Source organism: Tautonia sociabilis (genome assembly GCF_003977685.1).
Lineage (GTDB): Bacteria > Planctomycetota > Planctomycetia > Isosphaerales > Isosphaeraceae > Tautonia > Tautonia sociabilis.
In genome coordinates this window covers 1-20058 of the sequence record NZ_RYZH01000070.1, presented here as the reverse complement: position 1 = coordinate 20058, position 20058 = coordinate 1, and the positions used below count along the sequence as shown (strand labels likewise).

General features: G+C 65.6%; 19 protein-coding genes. 3 read left to right on the top strand and 16 right to left on the bottom strand.

Translation table 11 applies throughout. The features are described 5' to 3' along the window. Nucleotides 1-10 precede the first annotated feature (10 nt). From TsocGM_RS23390 to TsocGM_RS23375, 4 genes are all read right to left on the bottom strand, one after another. Nucleotides 11-3298 carry an efflux RND transporter permease subunit gene (locus TsocGM_RS23390; RefSeq protein WP_126727883.1) on the bottom strand — a complete coding sequence of 1096 codons (3288 nt, stop codon included), beginning with the start codon at nt 3296-3298 and terminating at the stop codon, nt 11-13. 195 nt (nt 3299-3493) lie between these two features. After that, nucleotides 3494-4054, bottom strand: a complete 561-nt coding sequence (locus tag TsocGM_RS23385; RefSeq protein ID WP_126727882.1) for a hypothetical protein — start codon at nt 4052-4054, stop codon at nt 3494-3496. A gap of 66 nt (nt 4055-4120) precedes the next feature. Then, nucleotides 4121-5095, bottom strand: a complete 975-nt coding sequence (locus TsocGM_RS23380) for a metallophosphoesterase family protein (protein WP_126727881.1) — start codon at nt 5093-5095, stop codon at nt 4121-4123. Nucleotides 5096-5127: 32 nt separating this feature from the next. Further along, nucleotides 5128-5499, bottom strand: a complete 372-nt coding sequence (locus tag TsocGM_RS23375) for a PadR family transcriptional regulator (RefSeq protein WP_199756884.1) — start codon at nt 5497-5499, stop codon at nt 5128-5130. A gap of 180 nt (nt 5500-5679) precedes the next feature. Between TsocGM_RS23375 and TsocGM_RS23370 the strand changes: the two genes are divergently transcribed. Then, nucleotides 5680-6561: a sulfurtransferase gene (locus TsocGM_RS23370; RefSeq protein WP_126727880.1), complete on the top strand. Its 882-nt coding sequence runs from the start codon at nt 5680-5682 to the stop codon at nt 6559-6561. 61 nt (nt 6562-6622) lie between these two features. Here the strand turns inward: TsocGM_RS23370 and chrA are convergent, their stop codons facing one another. After that, nucleotides 6623-7807, bottom strand: a complete 1185-nt coding sequence (gene chrA / locus TsocGM_RS23365; protein ID WP_126727879.1) for a chromate efflux transporter — start codon at nt 7805-7807, stop codon at nt 6623-6625. After that, nucleotides 7800-8267, bottom strand: a complete 468-nt coding sequence (locus tag TsocGM_RS23360; RefSeq protein WP_391733068.1) for a DoxX family protein — start codon at nt 8265-8267, stop codon at nt 7800-7802. Before TsocGM_RS23360 ends, chrA begins: the two co-directional genes overlap by 8 nt. A 178-nt stretch (nt 8268-8445) precedes the next feature. Between TsocGM_RS23360 and TsocGM_RS23355 the strand changes: the two genes are divergently transcribed. Continuing rightward, nucleotides 8446-9393, top strand: coding sequence for a sodium:calcium antiporter (locus tag TsocGM_RS23355; protein WP_126727877.1), 948 nt, complete (start codon nt 8446-8448; stop codon nt 9391-9393). A gap of 328 nt (nt 9394-9721) precedes the next feature. On the opposite strand, the gene TsocGM_RS23350 is transcribed toward TsocGM_RS23355, so the two are convergent. The 5 genes from TsocGM_RS23350 to TsocGM_RS23330 form a co-directional block, all read right to left on the bottom strand. Beyond that, nucleotides 9722-10900, bottom strand: coding sequence for an MFS transporter (locus TsocGM_RS23350; RefSeq protein WP_126727876.1), 1179 nt, complete (start codon nt 10898-10900; stop codon nt 9722-9724). A 118-nt stretch (nt 10901-11018) separates the two neighbouring features. Next, nucleotides 11019-11708, bottom strand: a complete 690-nt coding sequence (locus TsocGM_RS23345; protein ID WP_126727875.1) for a hemerythrin domain-containing protein — start codon at nt 11706-11708, stop codon at nt 11019-11021. A 48-nt stretch (nt 11709-11756) separates the two neighbouring features. Continuing rightward, nucleotides 11757-11975 (bottom strand): hypothetical protein, encoded by a 219-nt coding sequence (locus TsocGM_RS23340; protein ID WP_126727874.1) that lies wholly within the window; start codon nt 11973-11975, stop codon nt 11757-11759. 305 nt (nt 11976-12280) lie between these two features. Continuing rightward, nucleotides 12281-12808: a hypothetical protein gene (locus tag TsocGM_RS23335; protein ID WP_126727873.1), complete on the bottom strand. Its 528-nt coding sequence runs from the start codon at nt 12806-12808 to the stop codon at nt 12281-12283. A gap of 125 nt (nt 12809-12933) precedes the next feature. After that, nucleotides 12934-13731, bottom strand: coding sequence for a sulfite exporter TauE/SafE family protein (locus tag TsocGM_RS23330; protein ID WP_126727872.1), 798 nt, complete (start codon nt 13729-13731; stop codon nt 12934-12936). A 208-nt stretch (nt 13732-13939) separates the two neighbouring features. Between TsocGM_RS23330 and TsocGM_RS23325 the strand changes: the two genes are divergently transcribed. Next, nucleotides 13940-14713 carry a carboxypeptidase regulatory-like domain-containing protein gene (locus TsocGM_RS23325; RefSeq protein WP_126727871.1) on the top strand — a complete coding sequence of 258 codons (774 nt, stop codon included), beginning with the start codon at nt 13940-13942 and terminating at the stop codon, nt 14711-14713. 142 nt (nt 14714-14855) lie between these two features. Here the strand turns inward: TsocGM_RS23325 and TsocGM_RS23320 are convergent, their stop codons facing one another. From TsocGM_RS23320 to TsocGM_RS23300, 5 genes are all read right to left on the bottom strand, one after another. After that, a complete protein-coding gene (locus TsocGM_RS23320) occupies nt 14856-15095 on the bottom strand; it encodes a hypothetical protein (protein WP_199756883.1) in 240 nt (79 codons plus the stop codon). A gap of 157 nt (nt 15096-15252) precedes the next feature. Beyond that, complete coding sequence (locus tag TsocGM_RS23315) at nt 15253-17181, bottom strand: alkaline phosphatase family protein (RefSeq protein ID WP_158633725.1); 1929 nt, start codon at nt 17179-17181, stop codon at nt 15253-15255. Nucleotides 17182-17350: 169 nt separating this feature from the next. Continuing rightward, nucleotides 17351-18115 (bottom strand): hypothetical protein, encoded by a 765-nt coding sequence (locus TsocGM_RS23310; protein ID WP_126727869.1) that lies wholly within the window; start codon nt 18113-18115, stop codon nt 17351-17353. An 8-nt stretch (nt 18116-18123) separates the two neighbouring features. Beyond that, nucleotides 18124-18339, bottom strand: coding sequence for a hypothetical protein (locus TsocGM_RS23305; RefSeq protein WP_126727868.1), 216 nt, complete (start codon nt 18337-18339; stop codon nt 18124-18126). Between the two features lie 54 nt (nt 18340-18393). Further along, nucleotides 18394-19794: an alkaline phosphatase family protein gene (locus TsocGM_RS23300; RefSeq protein ID WP_126727867.1), complete on the bottom strand. Its 1401-nt coding sequence runs from the start codon at nt 19792-19794 to the stop codon at nt 18394-18396. Nucleotides 19795-20058 lie beyond the last annotated feature (264 nt).

The window sequence follows — 20058 nt, the reverse complement described above, 5'->3', positions numbered from 1 at the left end:
GGAAGGTCGGTCACGCCAAGGAATCGTCGTCGCTCACTTCCTGCTGACCATCGATGAATTCGGGGCGCCACTCCGCTTCGTCGGTCCGTCGCCGGATCCGATCGGCCGCGAGTTCGTCGGCGAGGATCGGTTGCTCGTCGCCGGGCTCGCCGACGAACCGCGTGCTCTCGGGATCGAACGGGTCGATCGAGGCGGACCGCCGGTCGGCCCCGCCCTGAACGATCGCGAAGATCGACGGCAAGACCAGCAGGGTCGTCAGCGTCGAGGCGGCCAGGCCGCCGATGACGGCCCGGCCCAGCGGGGCGGTCTGCTCGCCGCCCTCGCCCAATCCCAGGGCCATCGGCACCATGCCGGCGATCATCGCCAGGCTGGTCATCAGGATCGGCCGCAGGCGATCGTGGGCGGCTCGCACGGCCGCCTCCCGCGCCGAGGCGCCGGCCAGGCGGCTCCGCTCGGCGAACGTCACCAGCAGGATCGCGTTGGCCACCGCCACGCCGAGGCCCATGATCGAGCCCATGAACGACTGGAGGTTGACCGTCGTGCCGGTCAACGCCAGCGCGATGGCGACGCCAGCGATCACCGCGGGGGTCGTCGCGACCGAGACCAGGGCTAGCCGGATCGACTGGAAGTTGGCCGTCAGGAGCAGCAGGATCACCACGACCGACATGATCAGGCCGACCGACAGCCCGTTGAGGATCTCGCGCAGCGGGGCGATCTGGCCGCGGACGTCGACCATGATCCCCCGGGGCGGCTCGCCGGCCCGCTCCAGCGCCCGATCGACCTGGCCGGCGACGGTCCCCAGGTCCTCGCCGACGACGTTGGCCGTCAGGGTGAGCATCCGCTTCATGTTGTAGCGGTCGTACTCGCCCGGCATCGTGTCGTGATGCACTTCGGCCACGTCTCGCAGCAGCAGGGGTTGGCCGGCGGCCGTCTCGATCGGGATCGTCTCGATGTCCTCGACCGAGTCCATGACCTGGTAGGGGATCTCCACCTGCACCTGGTAGCCGATGCCGGTCTTGGGGTCGGGCCAGTAGTTGGGCACGACGAACCGGCTGGAGGAGGTGGCCGCGACCAGCGATCGGGCGACCTCCTCGACCGTCACGCCGGCCAGCCCGGCCCGCTCGCGGTCGATCTCGACGCGGACGGTCGGGTAGTCCAGCGCCTGGGCGTACTGGAGGTCGCGCAGCGAGGGGACCTCCGCCAGCTCCGCGCGGACTTGCTCGGCGTGGGCGCGGACGGCGGCGAAGTCCGAGCCGCTGACGGCGACCTCCACCGGCGTCGGCGAGCCGAAGCTCATGACCTCGCTGACGATGTCGGCCGGCTCGAACGAGAACCGGACCTCCGGCATCTCGGCGTTGAGGCGCTCGCGGAGCCGGCCCTTGAGCTCCCCGATGTCGACCTCGGCCTCTTCGTTCGTGGCCACGCGCACGATGGCCTCCTCCGGCCCGCCGGTCCACTGGTAGATCGCGTTGACCGGGTAGGCCGACGGGATCAGCCCGACGTAGCCGACCGAGATGGCCACCGCATCCTCGCCGGTCTCCTCGCGGACCGCCGCCAGGACGTCCCGGACGACCTGCTCGGTCTGCTCGATCCGCGTGCCGGTCGGCGCCTTGATGCGGAGCTGGAACCGCCCGGCGTCGACCCGGGGGAAGATCTCCAGCCCCAGCCCGCGGCCCACCGCGAAGATGACCAGGCCCGCGCCGACCAGGTAGACCGGCAGCACGACCCACCGCAGGCGGAGGATGCCCCCGGTGGCCGCGGTGTAGCCGTCGCGGAACCGGTCGAACAGGGTACGCCGCGGCTGGCCGTTACCCTCCTGGTGATGTTGCCGCAAGAGCCAGGTGGCCAGCACCGGCACGAAGGTGCTGGAGAGCAGGTACGAGGAGATCATCGCGAAGCCGACGGCCAGGGACAGCGGCACGAACAGGGCCTGGGCCGCCCCTTGCATGAAGAACGACGGGATGAAGACCGCCAGGATGCAGAGCATCGCCAGCAGCCGGGGGATCGCCGTGTCCTGGGTCCCCTGCCGGACGGCCAGGGCGATCGAGCCGGTGCGCTCCATCTTGGAGTGGATATTCTCGATCGCGACGGTGGACTCGTCGACCAGGATGCCGACGGCCAGGGCCAGACCGCCGAGGGTCATGAGGTTGAGGGTCTGCCCGGTCAACCACAGCCCCACCAATGCCCCGCAGAGGGCGAACGGGATGTTCAGGACCACGACGATGACGCTCCGCCAGTCGCGGAGGAAGACCAGCACCATCAGCCCGATCAGGCAGGCGCCCAGCGCCCCCTCCACGACCAGGCTCTCCATCGGCCGGGTGACGGTGGGGGACTGGTCGAACTCGAAGCTGACGTCGATGTCCTCGGGCAGGACCGCCCGCATGCTCGGCAGGGCCTCCTTGACGTTGTTGACCACCGCCAGCGTCGAGGCGTCGGCCCGTTTGGTCACGAGGATGTAGACGGCGCGTCGGCCGTTGACCAGGGCGTAGCCGACGGGGATGTCGGTGGCGTCCTCGACCGTCGCCACGTCGCGGAGGTAGACCGTCGGCTGGGCCCCGGGGCGGATCGGAATATCCAGGAGCTCGTCGATGTTCTCGACCAGCGAGTTGACCGGCACGATTGGCATCTCGTCGTCGATGCGGATGGTGCCCGAGGGGCTGATGATGTTGCCCGAGGTCAAGGCCCGGATCACCTCGTCGGGGGACATCCGGTAGGACCGCAGGCGATCCGGGTCGAGCCGCACGACCACGCTGCGCGAGCTGCCGCCGAAGGGGGGCGGGGCCGAGACGCCCGGCAGGCTGGCGAACATCGGCCGGACCTGGAACAGCGCCTGGTCCTGGATCTCGCCGACGGTCTTGGTCTCGCTGGAGAGGACGAGGTAGCCGACCGGGACGCTGCCGGCGTCGAAGCGGGTGATGAAGGGGGAGATGGTCCCCGGCGGCATGAAGGCGCGGGATCTCGTGACGTAGCCGATCGTCTCGGCCATGGCCTGGGCCATGTTCGTGCCGGGGTGGAAGAACAGCTTCATGATGGCCATCCCCTGCACGTTCTTCGACTCGACGTGGTGGATGCCCGAGATGTAGAGGAAGTGGTACTCGTAGTAGTTGGTTAAGAGCCCTTCCATCTGGGCCGGGTCCATGCCGCCGTAGGGCTGGCAGACGTAGACGACCGGCAGGTTGAGCCTGGGGAAGATGTCGATGGGCATGCGCAGCACGGCCAGGACGCTGCCGAGGGCGACGGCGACGACGGCGACCATGACGGTCAGCGGCCGGCGCATGGCGAAGGCGATCGGGTTCATGGGCACGGTCCGTTAGAGCGGGTATCTGCTTGGCGTCGAGCGAGTCGAGGTCCCTTCACCGGCCTTCGGCCATCCTCTCCCCCCTGAACGGGGGAGAGGACCTGGGTGAGGGCGGCGGAATGATCGATCGGGAAACGCTGTAGGAAGCAACGAGGGAGGGATGGAGCCGGTCCGAACCATCCCGGTGGCAACCGGTCACAGTGGCCAGTCGGCGTCGGGGTCGAAGTTGATGATGTCGGTCTCCGGCTCTTCGGGGATGCGCGGGCGGAGGTAGGGCTTGTCGGCCGCCTTGTGGCAGGAGTAGCACATCGTCAGGCTCTCCTTGTAGAGCGTCTCGAAGGCGGCCCGGTCCTTCTGGGCGATGGATTTCTGGATCTTGTCGAGCGAGCCGTTCTCGAAGGCCTCGAGGATGTTGACCAGGTTGATATCCTGACCCTGGTTGTCCTTGCGGATCGGGATGCGGCGGACGGCCCAGCGGAGATGGGACCTCGTCTCGGCCAGGTAGAACTCGGCCAGCGGCCAGTTCTCGGCGCGGCCGGCGAACCAGAGGTTCGAGAAGTGGTAGCCGACGTCGGCCATCATGTGCGACTGGGAGGGGAGGAGCCCTTCGAGGGCCTCGATGCGGGCCTCGAGCTGTTCGCGGGTCGGCTCCTGCGGGCCGGCGGCCGGTGCCGGCCGATCGCACCCGGTGCCGGCCGCCGCCAGCAGGGCGGAGAGGGTGGCGAGGATCGCGGCCTGAGTTCTCTTCGCGGTCATGCGGGCCTCCCGAGGTTCTCGTGGGTCGGCTGACGGTCGAAGCGATTGCGGGCTGGACGTCACGCGCTAGGTGCGTGCCTCCCAGCCGTAGTCGACGTAGGCGTACTCGAAGCTCCCGTCGGCGCGGCAATCGACGACGCCGAACCCTTCGGGGGTGCCATGATCGTGGCCTCGCCATTTGTCGCCGCTGACCGAGCCGGCGCAGATGAAGTCCAGACCGGCGGCCTGGATCCGATCCGTCCGGTGGATATGGCCGCTGAAGACGGCCTTCACGTTCGCCCCCGCGACGGCCTCGACCAGCGCCATCGGGTTGCGGCTCATGCGTTTCGTGCCCAGGGTCCAGACATTGCTCTTGAGCTCGGCCCGGCCATCGAAGAACTCGACGGCGGAGACGGCGGGGAAATGGGCGAAGATCATCGTGGGCCGGTCAGCGTGCCGCCGGAGGTCGTCCCGCAGGAACTCCATCTGCTCCTCGTCGAACTCGCTGACGTACTCGCCGGGCGTCGTGAGCGTGAGGTTCAGCAGCACCACGAAGTGCCAGCCGCCGTGGTCGAAGCTGTAGTAGAGCCCCTCCATGCCCAGCTTCTCCTTGAGCAGATTGAAGCCGAACTGGGGATGGTCCTTGGGGAAGCGGCTCCTGCCCCACCCGGCCGCGTCGTGGTTGCCGAGGCAGTGGTAGGCGGGGAGCTTCGTGTGGGTGTTCCAGATCTGGACGAAGAGGTCGGCGAGCTCGTTGGCCTCGCGCACGTCCTTGAAGCGCAGGCTGTCGATCAGGTCCCCGCCGGTTACGATGAAGGCTGGTTTCCGGTCGAGCTTCTCCACCGCCGCCAGGCAGGCGGCCATCCCGACCGGCCCGCGGCGCTCGCGCATCAGGTGGATGTCTGGCAGGAAGGCGAAGCGGAATCCGGCACCGCCCGCCGCGGCGTCGTGGCGCGGCGTGGGCTCCGCGGCCGCAGTCGCCGCGAGGCAGGCCAGCCCCGCGGCGCCGACGAGGAAGCTTCGTCTGGTGGTGTCTTTCAGTCCCATAGGCTTCGTCTTCATCTCTGCGTTGGACACGGCGCCGGCCCGCCGGGTCAGCGCCCCTCGCGGCCGGGCTTGCGGCCCTTCGACCGGATCGACGGGGTGGGCGTGTCGTCGTGGACGACCTCCTTGACCAGCTCGCGGAGCTTCGCCTTCGCTTCCTCGAGCGCCTGGGCCCCCTCGGCGGTGGCGCGGTAGTACTTGCGCTGCTTGCCGCCGACGACCTCGGTATGCACCGTCAGGTAGCCGGCCTCCTCGAGCTGATGGAGGATCGGGTAGAGCGTGCCCGGCCCGACGTCGTAGCCGTGCCGGGCGAGCTCCTCCATCATCTCCACGCCGAAGATCGGCTCCTTGACGGCGTGGTAGAGGATGTGCAGCCGCACGAACCCGCCGAAGAACATCTTGGTCAGCAGCTCGCCACTCACAGCGTTCGGGCTCCGGTCTGACGAGTCGATATTGACACGCGATAGTACACCGTCAAGAATGGGCCGGCAAGCCCGCATTCCCGGCTCCTCCCCAAGAGGGGGAGCCGGTACGGGATGGCTGGGTGCGGGCTGACGCATCCAGAGACCCAAAGGCCCCGACCTTGCCGGAGGACGGATCCGATGATCAAGCTCGTGATCGCCTCGATTGCCCTCAGTGCCCCATTGCCGGACGACGGCAGCGATTCGGCCGCCTGCCTGCTGACCTTCGACGAGCTCCAGGCCCGGCTCGGCGACCAGGGCTTCCGCCTGCTCGATGTCCGCCCCCGCCCCCAATACGACGCGGGGCATCTCCCGGGCGCCGTCTGGGTCGATGCCAAGGCGGTCGAGGCGCTGGCCGCCCGGCCCGGTGCCCTGGCCGACCGTGAGGTGTGGCAGCGCTGGATCGCCCCGCTGGGGATCGGCCCCGAGACCGAAGTCTATGTCTACGACGCCAACCGCCAGAAGGACGCGGCCCGCTTCTGGTGGCTGCTCAGCTATCTCGGCATCGATGAGGTCGGCCTGATCGACGGCGGCTTCCCCCTCTGGCAGGAGCAGGGTCGCCCGGTGACGACGGAGGTCCCCACGGTCGAGCCTCGGCCATTCCGCGTCCAGTTCCGCCGCGATCGCCATGCCACGCGGGAGGAGGTGCTCCGGGCCGTCGAGGAGGGCTCGGCCCAGGTCGTCGACGCCCGCAGCGTCGCCGAGTACGTCGGCGAGCAGGTCCGCTCGAAGAAGGGCGGCCACGTCCCGACCGCCTGCCACCTGGAGTGGGCCACGCTCGTCGACGAGCATGGCCGGTTCCTCCCCGAGGACGCCATCCGCCCCCGCATGAAGGCCCTCGGCCTGGAGCCCGGCCGCCCGGTGATCACCCACTGCCAGAGCGGCGGCCGGGCCTCGGTCGACGCGTTCGTCCTGGAGCGGCTCGGGCTCCCGGCTCAGAACTACTACCTCGGCTGGTCCGACTGGGGCAACGCCGCGGGGGCGCCGGTCGAGCGTGGGGGCGCACCCGATCGCGAGGAGTGACGGAGGGGCGTGGCCACCCGGCGGGGACACCGGGGAGTGTCGCCTCACGTCGTCGGCCGCGTCACTCAGGCAGGGCCGTCATGAAGAGGCCGACGGCGGCCCCGCCGAGGATCAGCCACGCCGAGTTGGTGCCATAGCGGATGAGGATGACGGCACTGGCGATGGCCAGGAGGGCCGTCGCGAGGTCCACGACCGCCGCGCGGCCGAGTTGCCAGGTGACGACGGCCATCAGCGCCAGCGCGGCGGCGTTGACCCCGTCGAGGAACGCCCCGGCGATCGCCGAGCGGCGCAGCCGGGGGATCAGGGGACCGCTGAGGGCCACGAAGGCGAACGCGGGCAGGAAGATCCCGACCGTGGCAAGCGCGGCGCCGGGCAGCCCGGCCAAGACGTAGCCGATGAACGTGGCGGTCGTGAAGAGGGGGCCCGGGGTGAACTGGCCGATCGCCACGGCGTCCAGGAGCTGCTGCTCGGTCAGCCAGCCCCAGCGCTCGACCAGGTCGGCGCGGAGGAAGGCGAGCAGGACGTAGCCGCTGCCGAACAGGACCGAGCCGACCTTGAGGAAGAACAGGAACAGGGGCCAGAGCCCGAACGGGGCGACCGCGGCGGCTCCCCCGGCCGTCGGGGCGAGGGCCACGGGGGCGAGGCCGAGCAGCGGGGTCGCCCCGGCGCGCCGGCGGGCCGACCGTGCGACGGCCATCCCGATCCCCGTGCCGAAGAGGACGACCAGTTCGTCGACCCCGAGCAGGTTGAGCAGGGCCGCGCCGGCGGCGACCGCGGCCAGGGTGCGAGTCTTCAGGGCCCCCCGCCCCAGCCGCCAGAGGGCCTGCACCACGACGGCGATGATGACCGGCTTGACGCCGTAGAGCAGCCCCTCCGCAGCGGGGACGGAGCCGAAGCGGACGTAGGCCCAGGCCAGCGCCGTGACGATGACGACCGCCGGCAGGATGAAGCAGGCCCCGGCGACCAGCAGCCCAGCCCAGCGGGCGCGGTGCCAGCCGATGTGGATGGCCATCTCCGTCGAGTTGGGCCCGGGGATCAGATTCGTCGCCCCGAGGAGGTCGAGGAACTCGGCGTGGGTGAGCCAGCCGCGGCGGCGGACGACCTCGTCCTCCATCATCGCGACGTGCGCCGCGGGCCCGCCGAAGGCGGTGGCCCCGAGCTTGAGGAAGACGAGGGCCAGCTCCCGCAGGGCGGGCGCGCCGACGCGCGGCGGGGTCAGCAGTTGAATGTTGCCGGGTTTATCCATGAGCCTCCTTTGCATCCCGTGTCAGTACCGCATCCAGGCCCCAGCGCCCCGCCCCGACGATCAGCAGGAAGATCGAGCCCAGGAGCATCGACCAGTCGGTGCGGGCCTCGTGGGCCGCCGCCCAGAACCCGTAGTGCGACAGGTCGCGCAGGGCGAGGCCCCAGAAGCCGTGGCCCAGGAGGACGGGCAGCTTCGTGGTCACCAGCGCCACCAGCATGTCGATGATCAGGGGGATCGCCGCCAGCCGGGTCAGCAGGCCCAGCAGGACCAGCCCCCCGCAGGCGATCTCCACCACGCCGACGAAATTGGCGAGCAATTCCGGCTCCGGCAGGCCGATCCTCTCGAACCGCCCGGGCCCGCGATCCTCCGGGAAGAGGAACTTCTGGATGCCCTCGGAGAGGAAGACGGCCCCGACCAGCAGCCGGATGAGGACGACGGCGGCCGGGGCGTGCGTAGCCAGGATCGTTCGCGCAAACCGCATGGACGCTCCTCCGACGGGGGCTCCCGTCCGTCCGGGTTCTCGTTGCATCGCGCCGAACGCCGGCCATAATATCCCAAGACGATATCGGATACAATGATCAAGGTTGACCGGATTCGTGGTCCCCGGCCGACGCGATGCGTCAGGAGGCCCGATCGTCATGGAGATGCTCACCTCCGTCGCGTTGTTCGTCCTCGGGATCGCGATCGTCGTCTTCTCCGCCGAGAAGCTCGTCGAGGGCGCAGTCGGCGCGTCCGTGGGGCTGGGGGTCTCGGCGTTCTTCGTCGGCGTGATCTTCATCGGGTTCGACCCTGAGAACCTCGCGGTCGGGGGGGCCGCGGCCTACGAGGGTGCCTCGGGCCTGGCGCTCGGCTCGATCCTCGGGGCCGCCATGGTCGCCGTCGCGCTGGCCTTCGGCGTCACGGCGCTGCTCGCCCCGATGCGATTCGAGCAGGTCCCGGCACGGGTGCTCCTCGTACCCGTCCTGGCGGTGCTGCTGCTGGGAGCCCTGGGCTCCGACGGCCGGCTGGGGCGGTGGGACGGGGTCGCCTTGCTCCTGGGCTACATCCTGTCGGTCGCCTATCTCTGGTACTTGGGGCGCAAGGGCTTCGATATCCGCCCCGAGGGTGAGGTGGCTGAGGCCCTGGAGGAGGCCCGATCGCGCAGCGCATGGAGGTCCCTCGGCCTGCTGGCGCTGTCCCTGGTCGGCCTGGTGGTCGGCAGCGAGATGCTGGTCTATGGTGCGCGGGATATCATTGCGGCCGTCGGGCTCCCGGAGACCGTCTTCGGGATGACGATCCTGGCGCTGCTGGTCAGCATCGAGGAGCTGGCCCGGGAGCTGCCCGCGGCGCTCAAGGGCCGGCCTGACATCAGCTTCGGCAACGTGGCCGGATCGGTCCTCGCCTTCTTCCTGTTCAATGCGGGGGTCATCGCGCTGATCCGCCCAGTCGAGGCGGATGATCTGGTGGTGCGGTTCTATTATCCCGCGAGTCTGCTGACCATTCTCGTGGTCTCGGCGCTCGTGTGGAGGCGGCGGGTGTCACGCCCTGGCGGCGCGTTGCTGGTCGTCCTCTATCTCGCGTTCGTCGCGGGCGGGTACCTGCTCTAGCCAGGAGCGGGCCGGGAGTCAGCCATCCGCTCCGTAGACCCCACTCTCTGGAGCAGTACGCGGTTGGCCTGAAGGCGAGTGGTCGGATCAACCCGTGCGGGCTGCTAGGGCATGATGGCACGGGCGGTCATGTAAACTCCGAGCAGCAACACGACGGCGCTGACGATCCGTCGGAAGAGATTCAGGGGATGCGCGACAGGACTTTCCGGCCGAGAACCGTCCGCGCGATGACCGCGGCCGTGAGCCAGGCAATGGTCGACCAGATCGCCTGCACGACAAGTATTTCTGAGAAGTCGATTCGTAATCATGGGCCGACTCCGCGTTCATGTTAGCTCTGGCGTCGGGCGGCAAGCAGGAAGAAAGGCACCGATGCAAGCATCGCCGCGACGGCGAACGCGCTGAGCAGAGCGCGCGAGTAATCGTAGAGCAAGCCCATGGTCACGCCTCCAACCAGGAAACCTCCACCGAAGCCCAGGTAGAAGAGCCCGAAGGCCAGATTCCGCCGGCCTTTGGGCAGGACACCGACAATAATCGCACTCAGGAGTGTCCTCTCGGTCGCTTCCCCGACTCCCCAAAACACCATTCCCAATAGCGCTACATTGAAGCCGCCCAGAAAAACGAGCGGCGGAAACACGGCAGTCAGACAGACGGCGCCAAGGACAACCCAGATGCCGATGCGGTCGTACAGCCAGCCGATCAACAGGCTCGTCAGTGCGGCGATCCCCGTCGCAACGGCAAGAAAGAGCGGGATCCAAGGCCGCGGAACGGTCCCGCTGTGGGACAGGTGGTAGGCGATGAGTGCGATGGTTGACAGTCCTGCGGCAAAACACGCGCCCGCAACCACGTAGAGCCAGTAGCTGGCCGTGAACCGGTCTGCCTGCGCCGTTTTCTCCCCAGGTTGCTCCAGGCGGGACGGGACTGGAAACACGACCCGAGCGGCGACGAGCGAAGCGATGGCCAGACATGCGGAGATCAGCAGCAGCGCGTAACCGGTCTGGTAGCTCGCGTTTAGAAATAGGGCGAGCGCCATGAAGAGAGGTCCGACCGTCGCGCCGGTCTGATCCAGCGCGGCGTTCACGGCGTACACCCGACCCTTGCCATGCCTCCCCGTCGAGTAGGAGAGCATGGCTGCGACAGTCGGCTTTCGGATGCCCCTTCCGATGCCCTGTGCAAGAATAAGAGCGCCTGCGATCTGCCAATTGCCAGATAGCGCCATTGCCGGGACGAGGAACAGGTTGAGGGCGTAGCCGATGAAGGTAACGAGCCAATATCTTCCGGTCTTGTCGGCAAGGTAACCAGCAACAGAGCGGACGGTGTAGCCGAGAAATTCGCTCAAACCGCCGATGATACTGATGGCGACGGCCGCAGCTCCCAGCGTGCCCAGGAATGGACCGTTGATGCTGGCGCCTCCTGCGTACGTCATGTCGCCAAAGAGATTGACGACGCCCATCATCAGCACGAACGTGAATGCAGGAGAGCCAGCCAGCATCAAAGAACTCGTTTTCATTCCTCATCGCGCTCCTTGTGCGTTTTGACGACGAAGAGAGCGGCCGCCGGAAGCAGATGCGAGGGCCATCGCTCCGCCACGGTCGACCGCGTCGGGTCGCGGTCTGTGACGGAGATGGTCACGCCTTCGGCGTGAACTGAGCGAGGTCGTAGATGCCCAGCGCTTTCTCCAGGGCCGCCACGCGATCGACCATGGCGTCGAACCCGCCCTCGCCGAACAGCTCGTGCTCCTTCTTCTCGAAGTCCTCGCCCAGGGCGGCGTACTCGTTCGGGGTGACGATCTTGCGCAGCGCGGGGAAGAGCACCGTATCCTCGCGCGCTTCGTGCGGTTCGTACATCCGGATGAACTGGCGCAGCGAGTCGGCGAGCCTCCGACGGTCCTCGGGGTCCTTCAGGCCGCGTGGCGTGGCCAGAGCCAGGACCTGGTCGGTCAGGCGGCGGCCGGCCCGGTGCTGCGCGACGAGGACGTCGACGAGGTCGACCAGGCGGTTGGCCTTGCGGAAGCGGGGGAAGAGGTAATCCTCCTCGAGCTTCTCATGGTAGTCCTCGATGAAGTCGCGGATGATCGTCGCGCCCCCCGCGATCACCTCCGGAGGCAGGTCCGCGCCGGAGTCGATCCGGCGGACCCCCTCTCCGTAGATCAGAAGGACGCGCTTGAGCACACCGTGTTCGCGCATCAGGTCCTCGGCGGGCGAGACCTCCTCCTCGCCCGCTCCCTCCTCGGCGAGCGCCCGGGGAAGGGTGGCCATCAGGCCGACGACACCGGCGGTTGCCGTCGAAATGAGGAACGTTCGTCGATCAGATTCCATGATGCCGTCCTCGCGAGCGAGGCTGCGCCCTGGTGCCGGCGGAGGCACTCAGCGCCAGGCGCCCTCGGCCCCCTGCTCGAAATGGTCGTAGGTCACGACGAGCCCCTTGAGGACTTCGGCGGTGGTCTCGAAGAGCGCCTGCGCCCGCGGGTTGCTGACCTTGGAGATGTCCTCGCGCGCGTGCGCGGCCGCTTCGTTGAGCATCTCCTTGAGATTGGCGGTGTGGTGCCGGGGATCGGACTCGGGATACTGCGTGCTGGTCGCCATGGGTTCTCCTCCTCTCTGGTCTCCAGCCCACTTGGTCGGGCTGGCAGTCTTCCGAATGGTGTTCGAGCCGCCGCTCCCTCTGCCATGCATGATGTCGAGGCTGGGTTGTGGCTCGTCTCGCAGGGATGGTCGCATCGACCCATTCTCGGATCACTAACGCAGATCACATGCTCTCCGCGCGCGATTCCCGTTGCGATGAGGGCCTCGGCCGGGGCTGCGAGAGAAGCCGAACCGAGCGCGGCATCTCCGCCACGGCCCGGTTCGGCGGTGCCAGGTCCGGACACGCCGGACGTTCAGAGCACCGGTCAGTTCGTGTACTCGTCGGTAGGCACGATCCGGTAGCCGCTCTTGAGCACGTCCTCCTTGGAACGCAGGGTCTGCGGCTTGTAGTCGCGCGGGACGATGACGTAGTTGTGGTGCCAGATCGGGCTGTAGCCCTCGTCGCCCGGCCTGGTGTCGTAGATCGTGTACTGGCCCTCGACCTTCTCCGGCTTGCCGCCGTCGCCATCGGTCGAGTAGACGACGATGTATTCCTCGGCGAAGTTGGTCTTCTGTGGGTCGATGGCCACCGGGCCCAGCGGCATGGACCAGACGACCTTGCCGCCCGCCCAGCGGGGATGTACCGTCTGCCGGTGGGGGTTGCTGTAGTCCAGGTCCCCGTGATGGACGGGTGTCGTCACGTCGGCGGGGGAGGGCAGTTGCTCGGTCATCGGCTTCTCCTCGGTCTGCGCCCCGACGGTGCGGGGCTGTCCCTCGTCGTCATCGGCCCGGGAGGTCCAGGCCGGCCCCCAGAGCAGGACGGTCGTGGTCAATATCGAGAGCAGTTCGCGCATCGAGACTCTCCTTTCCGAGAGTGTCATCGGGTGAGGACGACGACCACGGGTCACCACCACGGCGCGGCCCGGCCCCGTCATCGTCCTGCCCGCCGGGTGGATGCCATGACGACGGGACGACACTCTCAGCTCCCGGCCCGCCGCCCTCGCATCGTGCCCCACCCGGTCGAGTTCTCCCACACCTCCCGCAGGGTGTCTCGCTGGGTCCAGAGCATGGTAGCCCCGCTGGCCACCATGACTGCGATGGCCAGCTGGCGGAAGCGCCGGTTCGAGAAGCGCTCCAACCAGCGCTTGCCCACCCAGTTCGCGCCGGCGGCGGCGATCCCCGCCGCCGTGCCGTAGAGCAGGTATTCCCCGGTGAGCGAATCCAGCGCGGTGTACGTGCCGATCTTGACGAGGTGCATGGCCAGGGAGTTCACCCCCTTCGTCGCGATCATCCGCTCCTTGATGGCGCCGTAGTTGAGATAGAACGGGTTGAGGACCGGTCCGGTTGCGCCGATCAGGCCAGAGAAGAAAGCGACGACGAAGCCGACGGGCAGGAACGCCCAGGCCCGCATCGGGCACGATCGCTCGCGTTCGCCGAAGCGGTACTGCCAGACGGTGCTGATCAGGAACAGCGCGACGACGACCTGGAGCCACTCGGCCCGGGCCGTCGCGAAGACCCAGGCGCCGAACAGGGCGCCGACGGTCGCTCCCGGCAGGTACCAACAGACGACTCGCCAATCGATGTCCTTGTCCTTCCAGAAAAGGTAGATGCGTGTGGGCTCGCCCAGCAGGCTGGTCAGCGTGACGACGGGCGCCACGGCGCGGGCACCGACCAGGTACCCGACGGCGGGTGTCAGGAGCAACGCCCCGCCCCCGCCGCTCACGGTGCTGATGATCCAGCTGAGGAAGCCGGCCAGCGCGAGGAAAAAGAGGGTCATCGGCCGGCGACCTCCGCCCCTGATGCCAGGGCGGGCGGTCGCCGGCATCCGGGTGGCCCACCTTGAAGGTTCGGGCCCTGCGCGTATACTATCGACTCCTGATATCGAAGTCAAAGACCAACGGCCTTGGCATCGCGGCGCGCGGACGATCCGCGCAGCCCCGGGGGGCCGTGGACACGAGCCGGCACGAGCACGAGCGAGGTGAGCCATGCAGTGGAGGTGGATCGGGATCGCGGCGGCACTGCTCTGGGCATCGACCTGGTGGGCATCGGTCGGCGCAGCCGGCCCGGACGATCGGGCCGAGACGGCCCCCCGGCACGACGGCAGATCGGCGGCGGTGGAGGGCCTCGTGACCTACACCGGCCCGCTGCTCGAGCCGATCCCGATCTCGGAGGCGGGGACGGAGCGGCACCCGATCGAGGTCGACCCGCAGACCAAGGGGCTCAAGGATGCGGTCGTCTGGCTCGAGGGAGTGCCGGATGCGGGGCTATCGGACCGCTCGGCCGAGCAGGAGCCGGCCGTGATCGACCAAGTCAATTACTTCTTCGTGCCCCACGTGCTGCCAGTGGAAGCGGGCCGCCCGGTCGAGTTCCGCAACAGCGACATCGCCAACCACGGGATCACGGCCTCTTCGCTCAATGCGGACAATCGCTTCAACGTAACGACTCCGCCAGGCGGGAGCTACACGCACCGCTTCGAGGCCACGAGATATCCGGTGGCGATTGGCTGCCCGATCCACGCGGCGATGTCCGCCTGGATCTACGTCTTCGACCATCCGTACCACGCCGTCACCGATGCGGAAGGATCGTTCCGGATTCCTGCGGTTCCGCCCGGCCGATATACGCTGCACGTGCGACACGCGGATGGCGGCATGAGCGAGCGGAGGGAGGTCGTCGTCGGGACCGACCGGCCGACGCGGATCCGTGTTGCCTTCGATGGGGAGGACATGAAGGCGGGAGAACGGGCGAAGTCGGACCGGTGAGGACGCCGCTCGGGGGCCGCTTTGGCACCGAATGGGACCAGATTACGCGAGCTTGGCCCCTGATCATCGCGGCCGCCGGGTGCGTGCTCATCGGGGACGCTCATCGGCGAGCAGGTCCTGCGAGCGTAGAGGAGGCCCACGCTTATTCGTGAGAGCTCGGGTCTTGAGGCTTGGTCTTGTCGGAGCCGAACCGGCGCTTGATCGGATGCCAGAAGATCTTCAGAAGAAAAGCGAAACCACCGCCGACGATGCCGACGATGAGCGGCCCCATGTTCCCGATGAACGTTGCCCCCGTGCCCGGGTCGATGTAAGCCCATGCGAGGTGAGGGGAGGCGAGGGCGCCACAACCAACTGCTCCTACGTAGATACCGATCCGTCTCACGATACTCCTCGTCCTTTCCATACCGGGGGCAGATACTTCGGTTGTCCCAACCAAACGTTCGTCCGTGCCAAAGCTAGCTAAGCATGAAGCTACTCAGGAGAACAAGCCCGTGCGAGCGACGACTCCTGGTACCCGGGAGGCCAGCCGCTCTTGCCGATCAAGCCCTCAATGGCTGGCCTGTCATGCTCCTGGGAGCCGAAATGCCGAACTCCCTGAGGATCGTCGGAGCGAGATCCCAAATGGCAGGGTCCGCCGTCTTCCATGTGCGGTTGCTGAAGAGGATTCCGGGCACAACCCGAGGATCCATGCAGTGATCCGAGGCCCAGGGGTTTTTGCGGTCGCGAACAATGCCGGCAGGAAAACCACCGAGGATGGATTCGTCGCTCACCCGATAGCCCGATGCATAGCCGACCTGGATATCTGGTGCGAGTGAGGCGAACGGTCCACTGTACAGGTCTGAGGAGTCGTAGGCATGCATCACAACCCGCTTGCCCGTCAATGGGTCCTTCAGATCGTGCAGCTTACGGATAATCTCGCTCTTGACCCGCTGTGCCTCTGATTCGGGGAGCGTGCCGCGCTTCTCGCGTCCTTTCAGATTCAAGTAGATCCCGTTGATACCGAGCGCATATGCCGACGTATTCTGCCAGTCGACGAGCTGGTAGAAGTCCATTTCGTGCATGCGGCTCTGATCCGTAACCGCCGTGAATCCTTCCTGTACCAGCCAAGTGCTCAGATTGATTTCTCGTGTGAACGGGGCAAAGCCGTGGTCCGAGAGCACAAGCACGGTCGTAGTCGAATCCACGCGGTCGAGCACTCGGCCCACGACCTCGTCCATTCCTCGGTAGAAGAACCGAATCGCATCCTTTACCTCCTGGACGGCATCCGGTTCATAGAGCGGATGCTTTGGATCCATGCACCGCATGAGCATGTGACTCATTTGATCGGTACTCGAAAAGTAGAAAACGAAGCAGCCTTCCTTGAATCTTGCGAATTCATAGTCGAATGCCGCAAGATTCTCCGCGAAGACAATCTTCCCCTGGCGCAAGAACTCGTAGGAGTCGAGCACGCCTTCGGAAAGCGCTTTTGTGTCTGCCGGAAGCCCCTGCGTATAGAATCGACCTATGTTTTCGGCGAGCTCCTGCGAGTAGTCGATCGGATTGCAGATAGGCATCGCGGGATCCATCGGATCGATTTGAACGGGTGAGATGTACACGCTCAGAAACGGATGGACCTGCTTCACGAAGCAACGCACTGCGCCGCTCATCGATGCCAACAGAGGGATAAAGTCGAACGATACTGGAATCCATTCCGACCATTCGCCTTCCTTTAGCAATGCGACTTGGCCCCCGATATCGATTTTTATCACTCGTTCACGGGGATCCCGGATCATGGTGACAGGTATGGAGATTGGCTGAGGCTTGCGTTCGAAAGGCGACTTCGGCCCCTGAAGCTCTCCCTTTGCTACGTGGTTGGTGACTCGCACCAGCTCGACGCGTCCCCCGCTTCTCTTCTGCTCGGGCAGCGGCCGTTCCGTAAACAAAGTATAGCGGCCGTAACCGCCGAGCAGATCGGGCGTGCCCATTCCGCTCAAAGCACGCAGGCTGTCACTCCGATGTTCGATCGGAAAATTTGCGGGCAGCGCGTAAACTGTTACCGGGATGTCCCGCTCGACGAGCGCATCCCAGAACGGCGTGCCGCGCCTCATCAGGTCGACGCGGCCGGACTCAAGCGGTATCACCCAGTCGCCGATCTCAATCGACCGGCTACCGGAGATACTGCGGGACGTCGAGAGGTATGGCATAAATGAGGCAGCATCCCGATGAATGAAATCGTAAATCCCATGGCCTCCCGGCTCAGCACCCGTAATGAAGCTAGACCATGCGACCGGACTTTGCGGAGGCATGGTCGTTCGCAGCCGCTGAAAGCCCCCACGCGCCGCGAGCCGCTGGAAGTTGGGCAACTCGCCATTGTCCATCATGCGAGTGACCAGCATCGGGTCCATGCCGTCGAAGCCAAGCACGACGACCTTATCACGAAACTTGCCAGAGCGGATATGCGGAGAGGATGCGATGAGGGGACGCGGCACGGCTGCCGCTCCAACCGTCCCAAGCGAATATGCGAGAAATCGTCTCCTTGTGACAGGTCTCACCATTGGGCCTTCTCCTCGACTAAAAACGTTACGAAGCTTCTCTAATTATCGCGATGCAGGCCGTTCTGCTCGTGACTGTTGCATCCGGCTCCTACTCTTAGAACGCCTAAAGCTCTATATGCATCGCCTTTCCGGCGATGAGGCCGGCCAGCAGAGACACAAGCGCAAATACGACCACCCAGTGCATCCGCATACCGAGCAAAGAGTACTCTGCCTCGCTGTACGAGATCTCTAGCTCGCTCACTGCTTCCGGAAGATCGATCGATGACGGGTACAGAAGTCGGTAAAGCCACCAAGTCGAGGAATAGTTCACGAACCCCTGAGTTCGCGTCCCTACTTCAAGGGAAGCGGCGAGGGCGGCGTCGACGTCCGGCAGCAACAACCGCATTGGATGGGCACCCGGATCCTCCGGCACCACCCGCCACATCACGCGCTGCTCAGAGGGAATGCGCAAAGGTGGGGAAACCTCGGCGTCCTGGACCTTCAGTACGGCGTTGAAGATGTCGGCTTCGCCGTCTTTCACGTTCAGGCTGACCGTCAGGGGTTTGCCAGGGTCAGCCGGATCGTATCCCACCAGGGAGTTCATTTGCCCCAGCAGGAAGATACATGGAACGAGCAAAATGACGAGCGGCGGTGCTGCGAGAGTGAAATATTTTGCTCCTCCGCCGAGCATTCGTGCCTGCGCTCGTAGCGACAGTGCGACATTGTGACGATAGATCACCGCTTCCAGCAGATTCGCGAAGATCTCTCGCTTCACTCGGGCCAGTTTTTCCTGCGAGGAAATCCAGCCGTAAAGGCGCACCAGGACGATGCCGGCAGCGACAGACAGGAGAATCAGTGTCCAATACGGGTACTTTGTCAACACGTCCATTCGGGCAATCACTCCAGATATCCGAGTCCCTTGAGCTGGTTCGCAATCGCTTCCTCTTCCTCTTTTGACAGTTCTCCCGAGTGGCCCTGGGAAACGATCACTTTCTCGGCGGCCTCTTCCAGCGTCTTCTCAACGAACTCCTCAGCCGTTACTCCGAGCGTCGCCGCGGCAACCCGAACGCGCTCGTGCAATTGCTTGCTTATCTGAACTTTGGGCTTCAACATTGTCTCCTCCTCCTATTGGGACCATGCAATCCGTGCGGCTACAAGACGGCGATCTCACAAAACCGGACTGCCCTCCATATACGCCGGTACCGGGACCCCGAATGCCTCCAGAACGGTGGGCGCAAGATCGCGGATGTGCGGGCGATCCGTCTTGATCCGTTCGCTGGAGAAGAAAATCCCGGGAATCAATTCGGGGTCGACGTGGTGGTCGCCACTCCACGCCTTCACGTTGTTGGAGAAAACGTGAGGCTCCATGATCCCCGTGACCGAATCCCACGACACCCGGTAGCCCGGATAGTACCCGACGATCAAATCCGGAGCTTCGCTCGTGTACAAACCGCGATACTCCTCGGAAGCATCGTAAACACGATTAATCGTGCGTTCGCCCGTCTCCGGGTCCCGCAGTTCTTCGAGCTTGCGGGCGATCTCTTTCTTGAGCGACTTTGCGTCGGCGTCTGAGACGATCCCCCGGCTCTCGCGGCCCTTCAGGTTCACGTAGAGTCCGGTCAACCCAAGGGCGAACGCCCGACTCTTCTCCCAGTCGACATCCCGCAGATAATCCGCTTCTCCTGTTTTCCCTTCCTTCAGGACAAGATATCCCTGCTCTTTGAGCCACGTGTTCAGATTGATGCCTCTCCGGAACGATGCAAATCCGTGGTCGCTAAGTACGAGGAGTAAGTCGTCCGTCTGCAGCTTGGTTCGGATCCGACCGATCAGCTGATCCATCCGCTCGTACATGCCCGGAATGGCGCTAGCAAAATCAGAGGAACCATTCTCCCGAGGCGAGGGATGCCGTTCGTCGAGGTATCGCCAGAACATATGCTGGATACGGTCGCTTGCATCGAACACGCAGGCGCAAAGTCCCTCGCGGGTTCGGTCGAGTGCCTCGAAGAACATTCGCTCACGCTCAGCATGAACAAGGTAGGTCTGATCAAGAAATCGCTGGTCATCGAGCGCGTTCTCGTTACGTCCCCACGTGTCCTCCATCAGGCCAAGGGTTCCAAACCTTCCGAGCCGTCGGGATAGCCAGGAAGCGAAGAGGATCGGACGAGCGATTGGCAGCGCGGGCTTCTCTGGGTCGACATTGACCGGCGAAATGTAGAGGCCGACGTGAGGAGACGTCGATCGAAGGCACACCCGGCAGAGGCCCGACACCGTCTTTCGACCGAGTCGGAAACTGAGCACGACCCAATCGGAAAACACATTTTCCTTCAGTTCGACCGTGTGATCATTGATCTGGAGAATTGCCTCTCTCCCGCTCACGGCCAACGTGAAGCGAAGAGTCGCGTAGCCACCATCTGGAAGCGGGGGACCTTCGATTGCTCCGACGTACCGATCGTTCTCCACTAAGAACGACTTGACCTCACCACCTGTTTGCGCGCCTTCTGCCCGCGCCGAGTCGGTCGTGTAGTAGAGAAACGAGCCTTGGGTTCCTTTCAGGTCGGGGGTGCACATCGCGGAAAGCACGTTCCCGTAGCACTTTTCTGGCGGATACGAGATCGGAACGCGGAGGATATTCGAAAAGATTCCGTAGCGCCCGAGGATCTTCCAAAAGGGCTCGGACTTTCGGGTTAGCGCTACCTGGGCGCGTCCTGTAGTGCCTCACCTGGAACTGGAATGCTCTGCCGGTTGGGTTAGTATGGCCCCAATCGGAGGCACCTTCCATGAGTCAGACTCGCAGACACTTCACGCCCGACCAGAAGGCCCAGATCGTTCGAC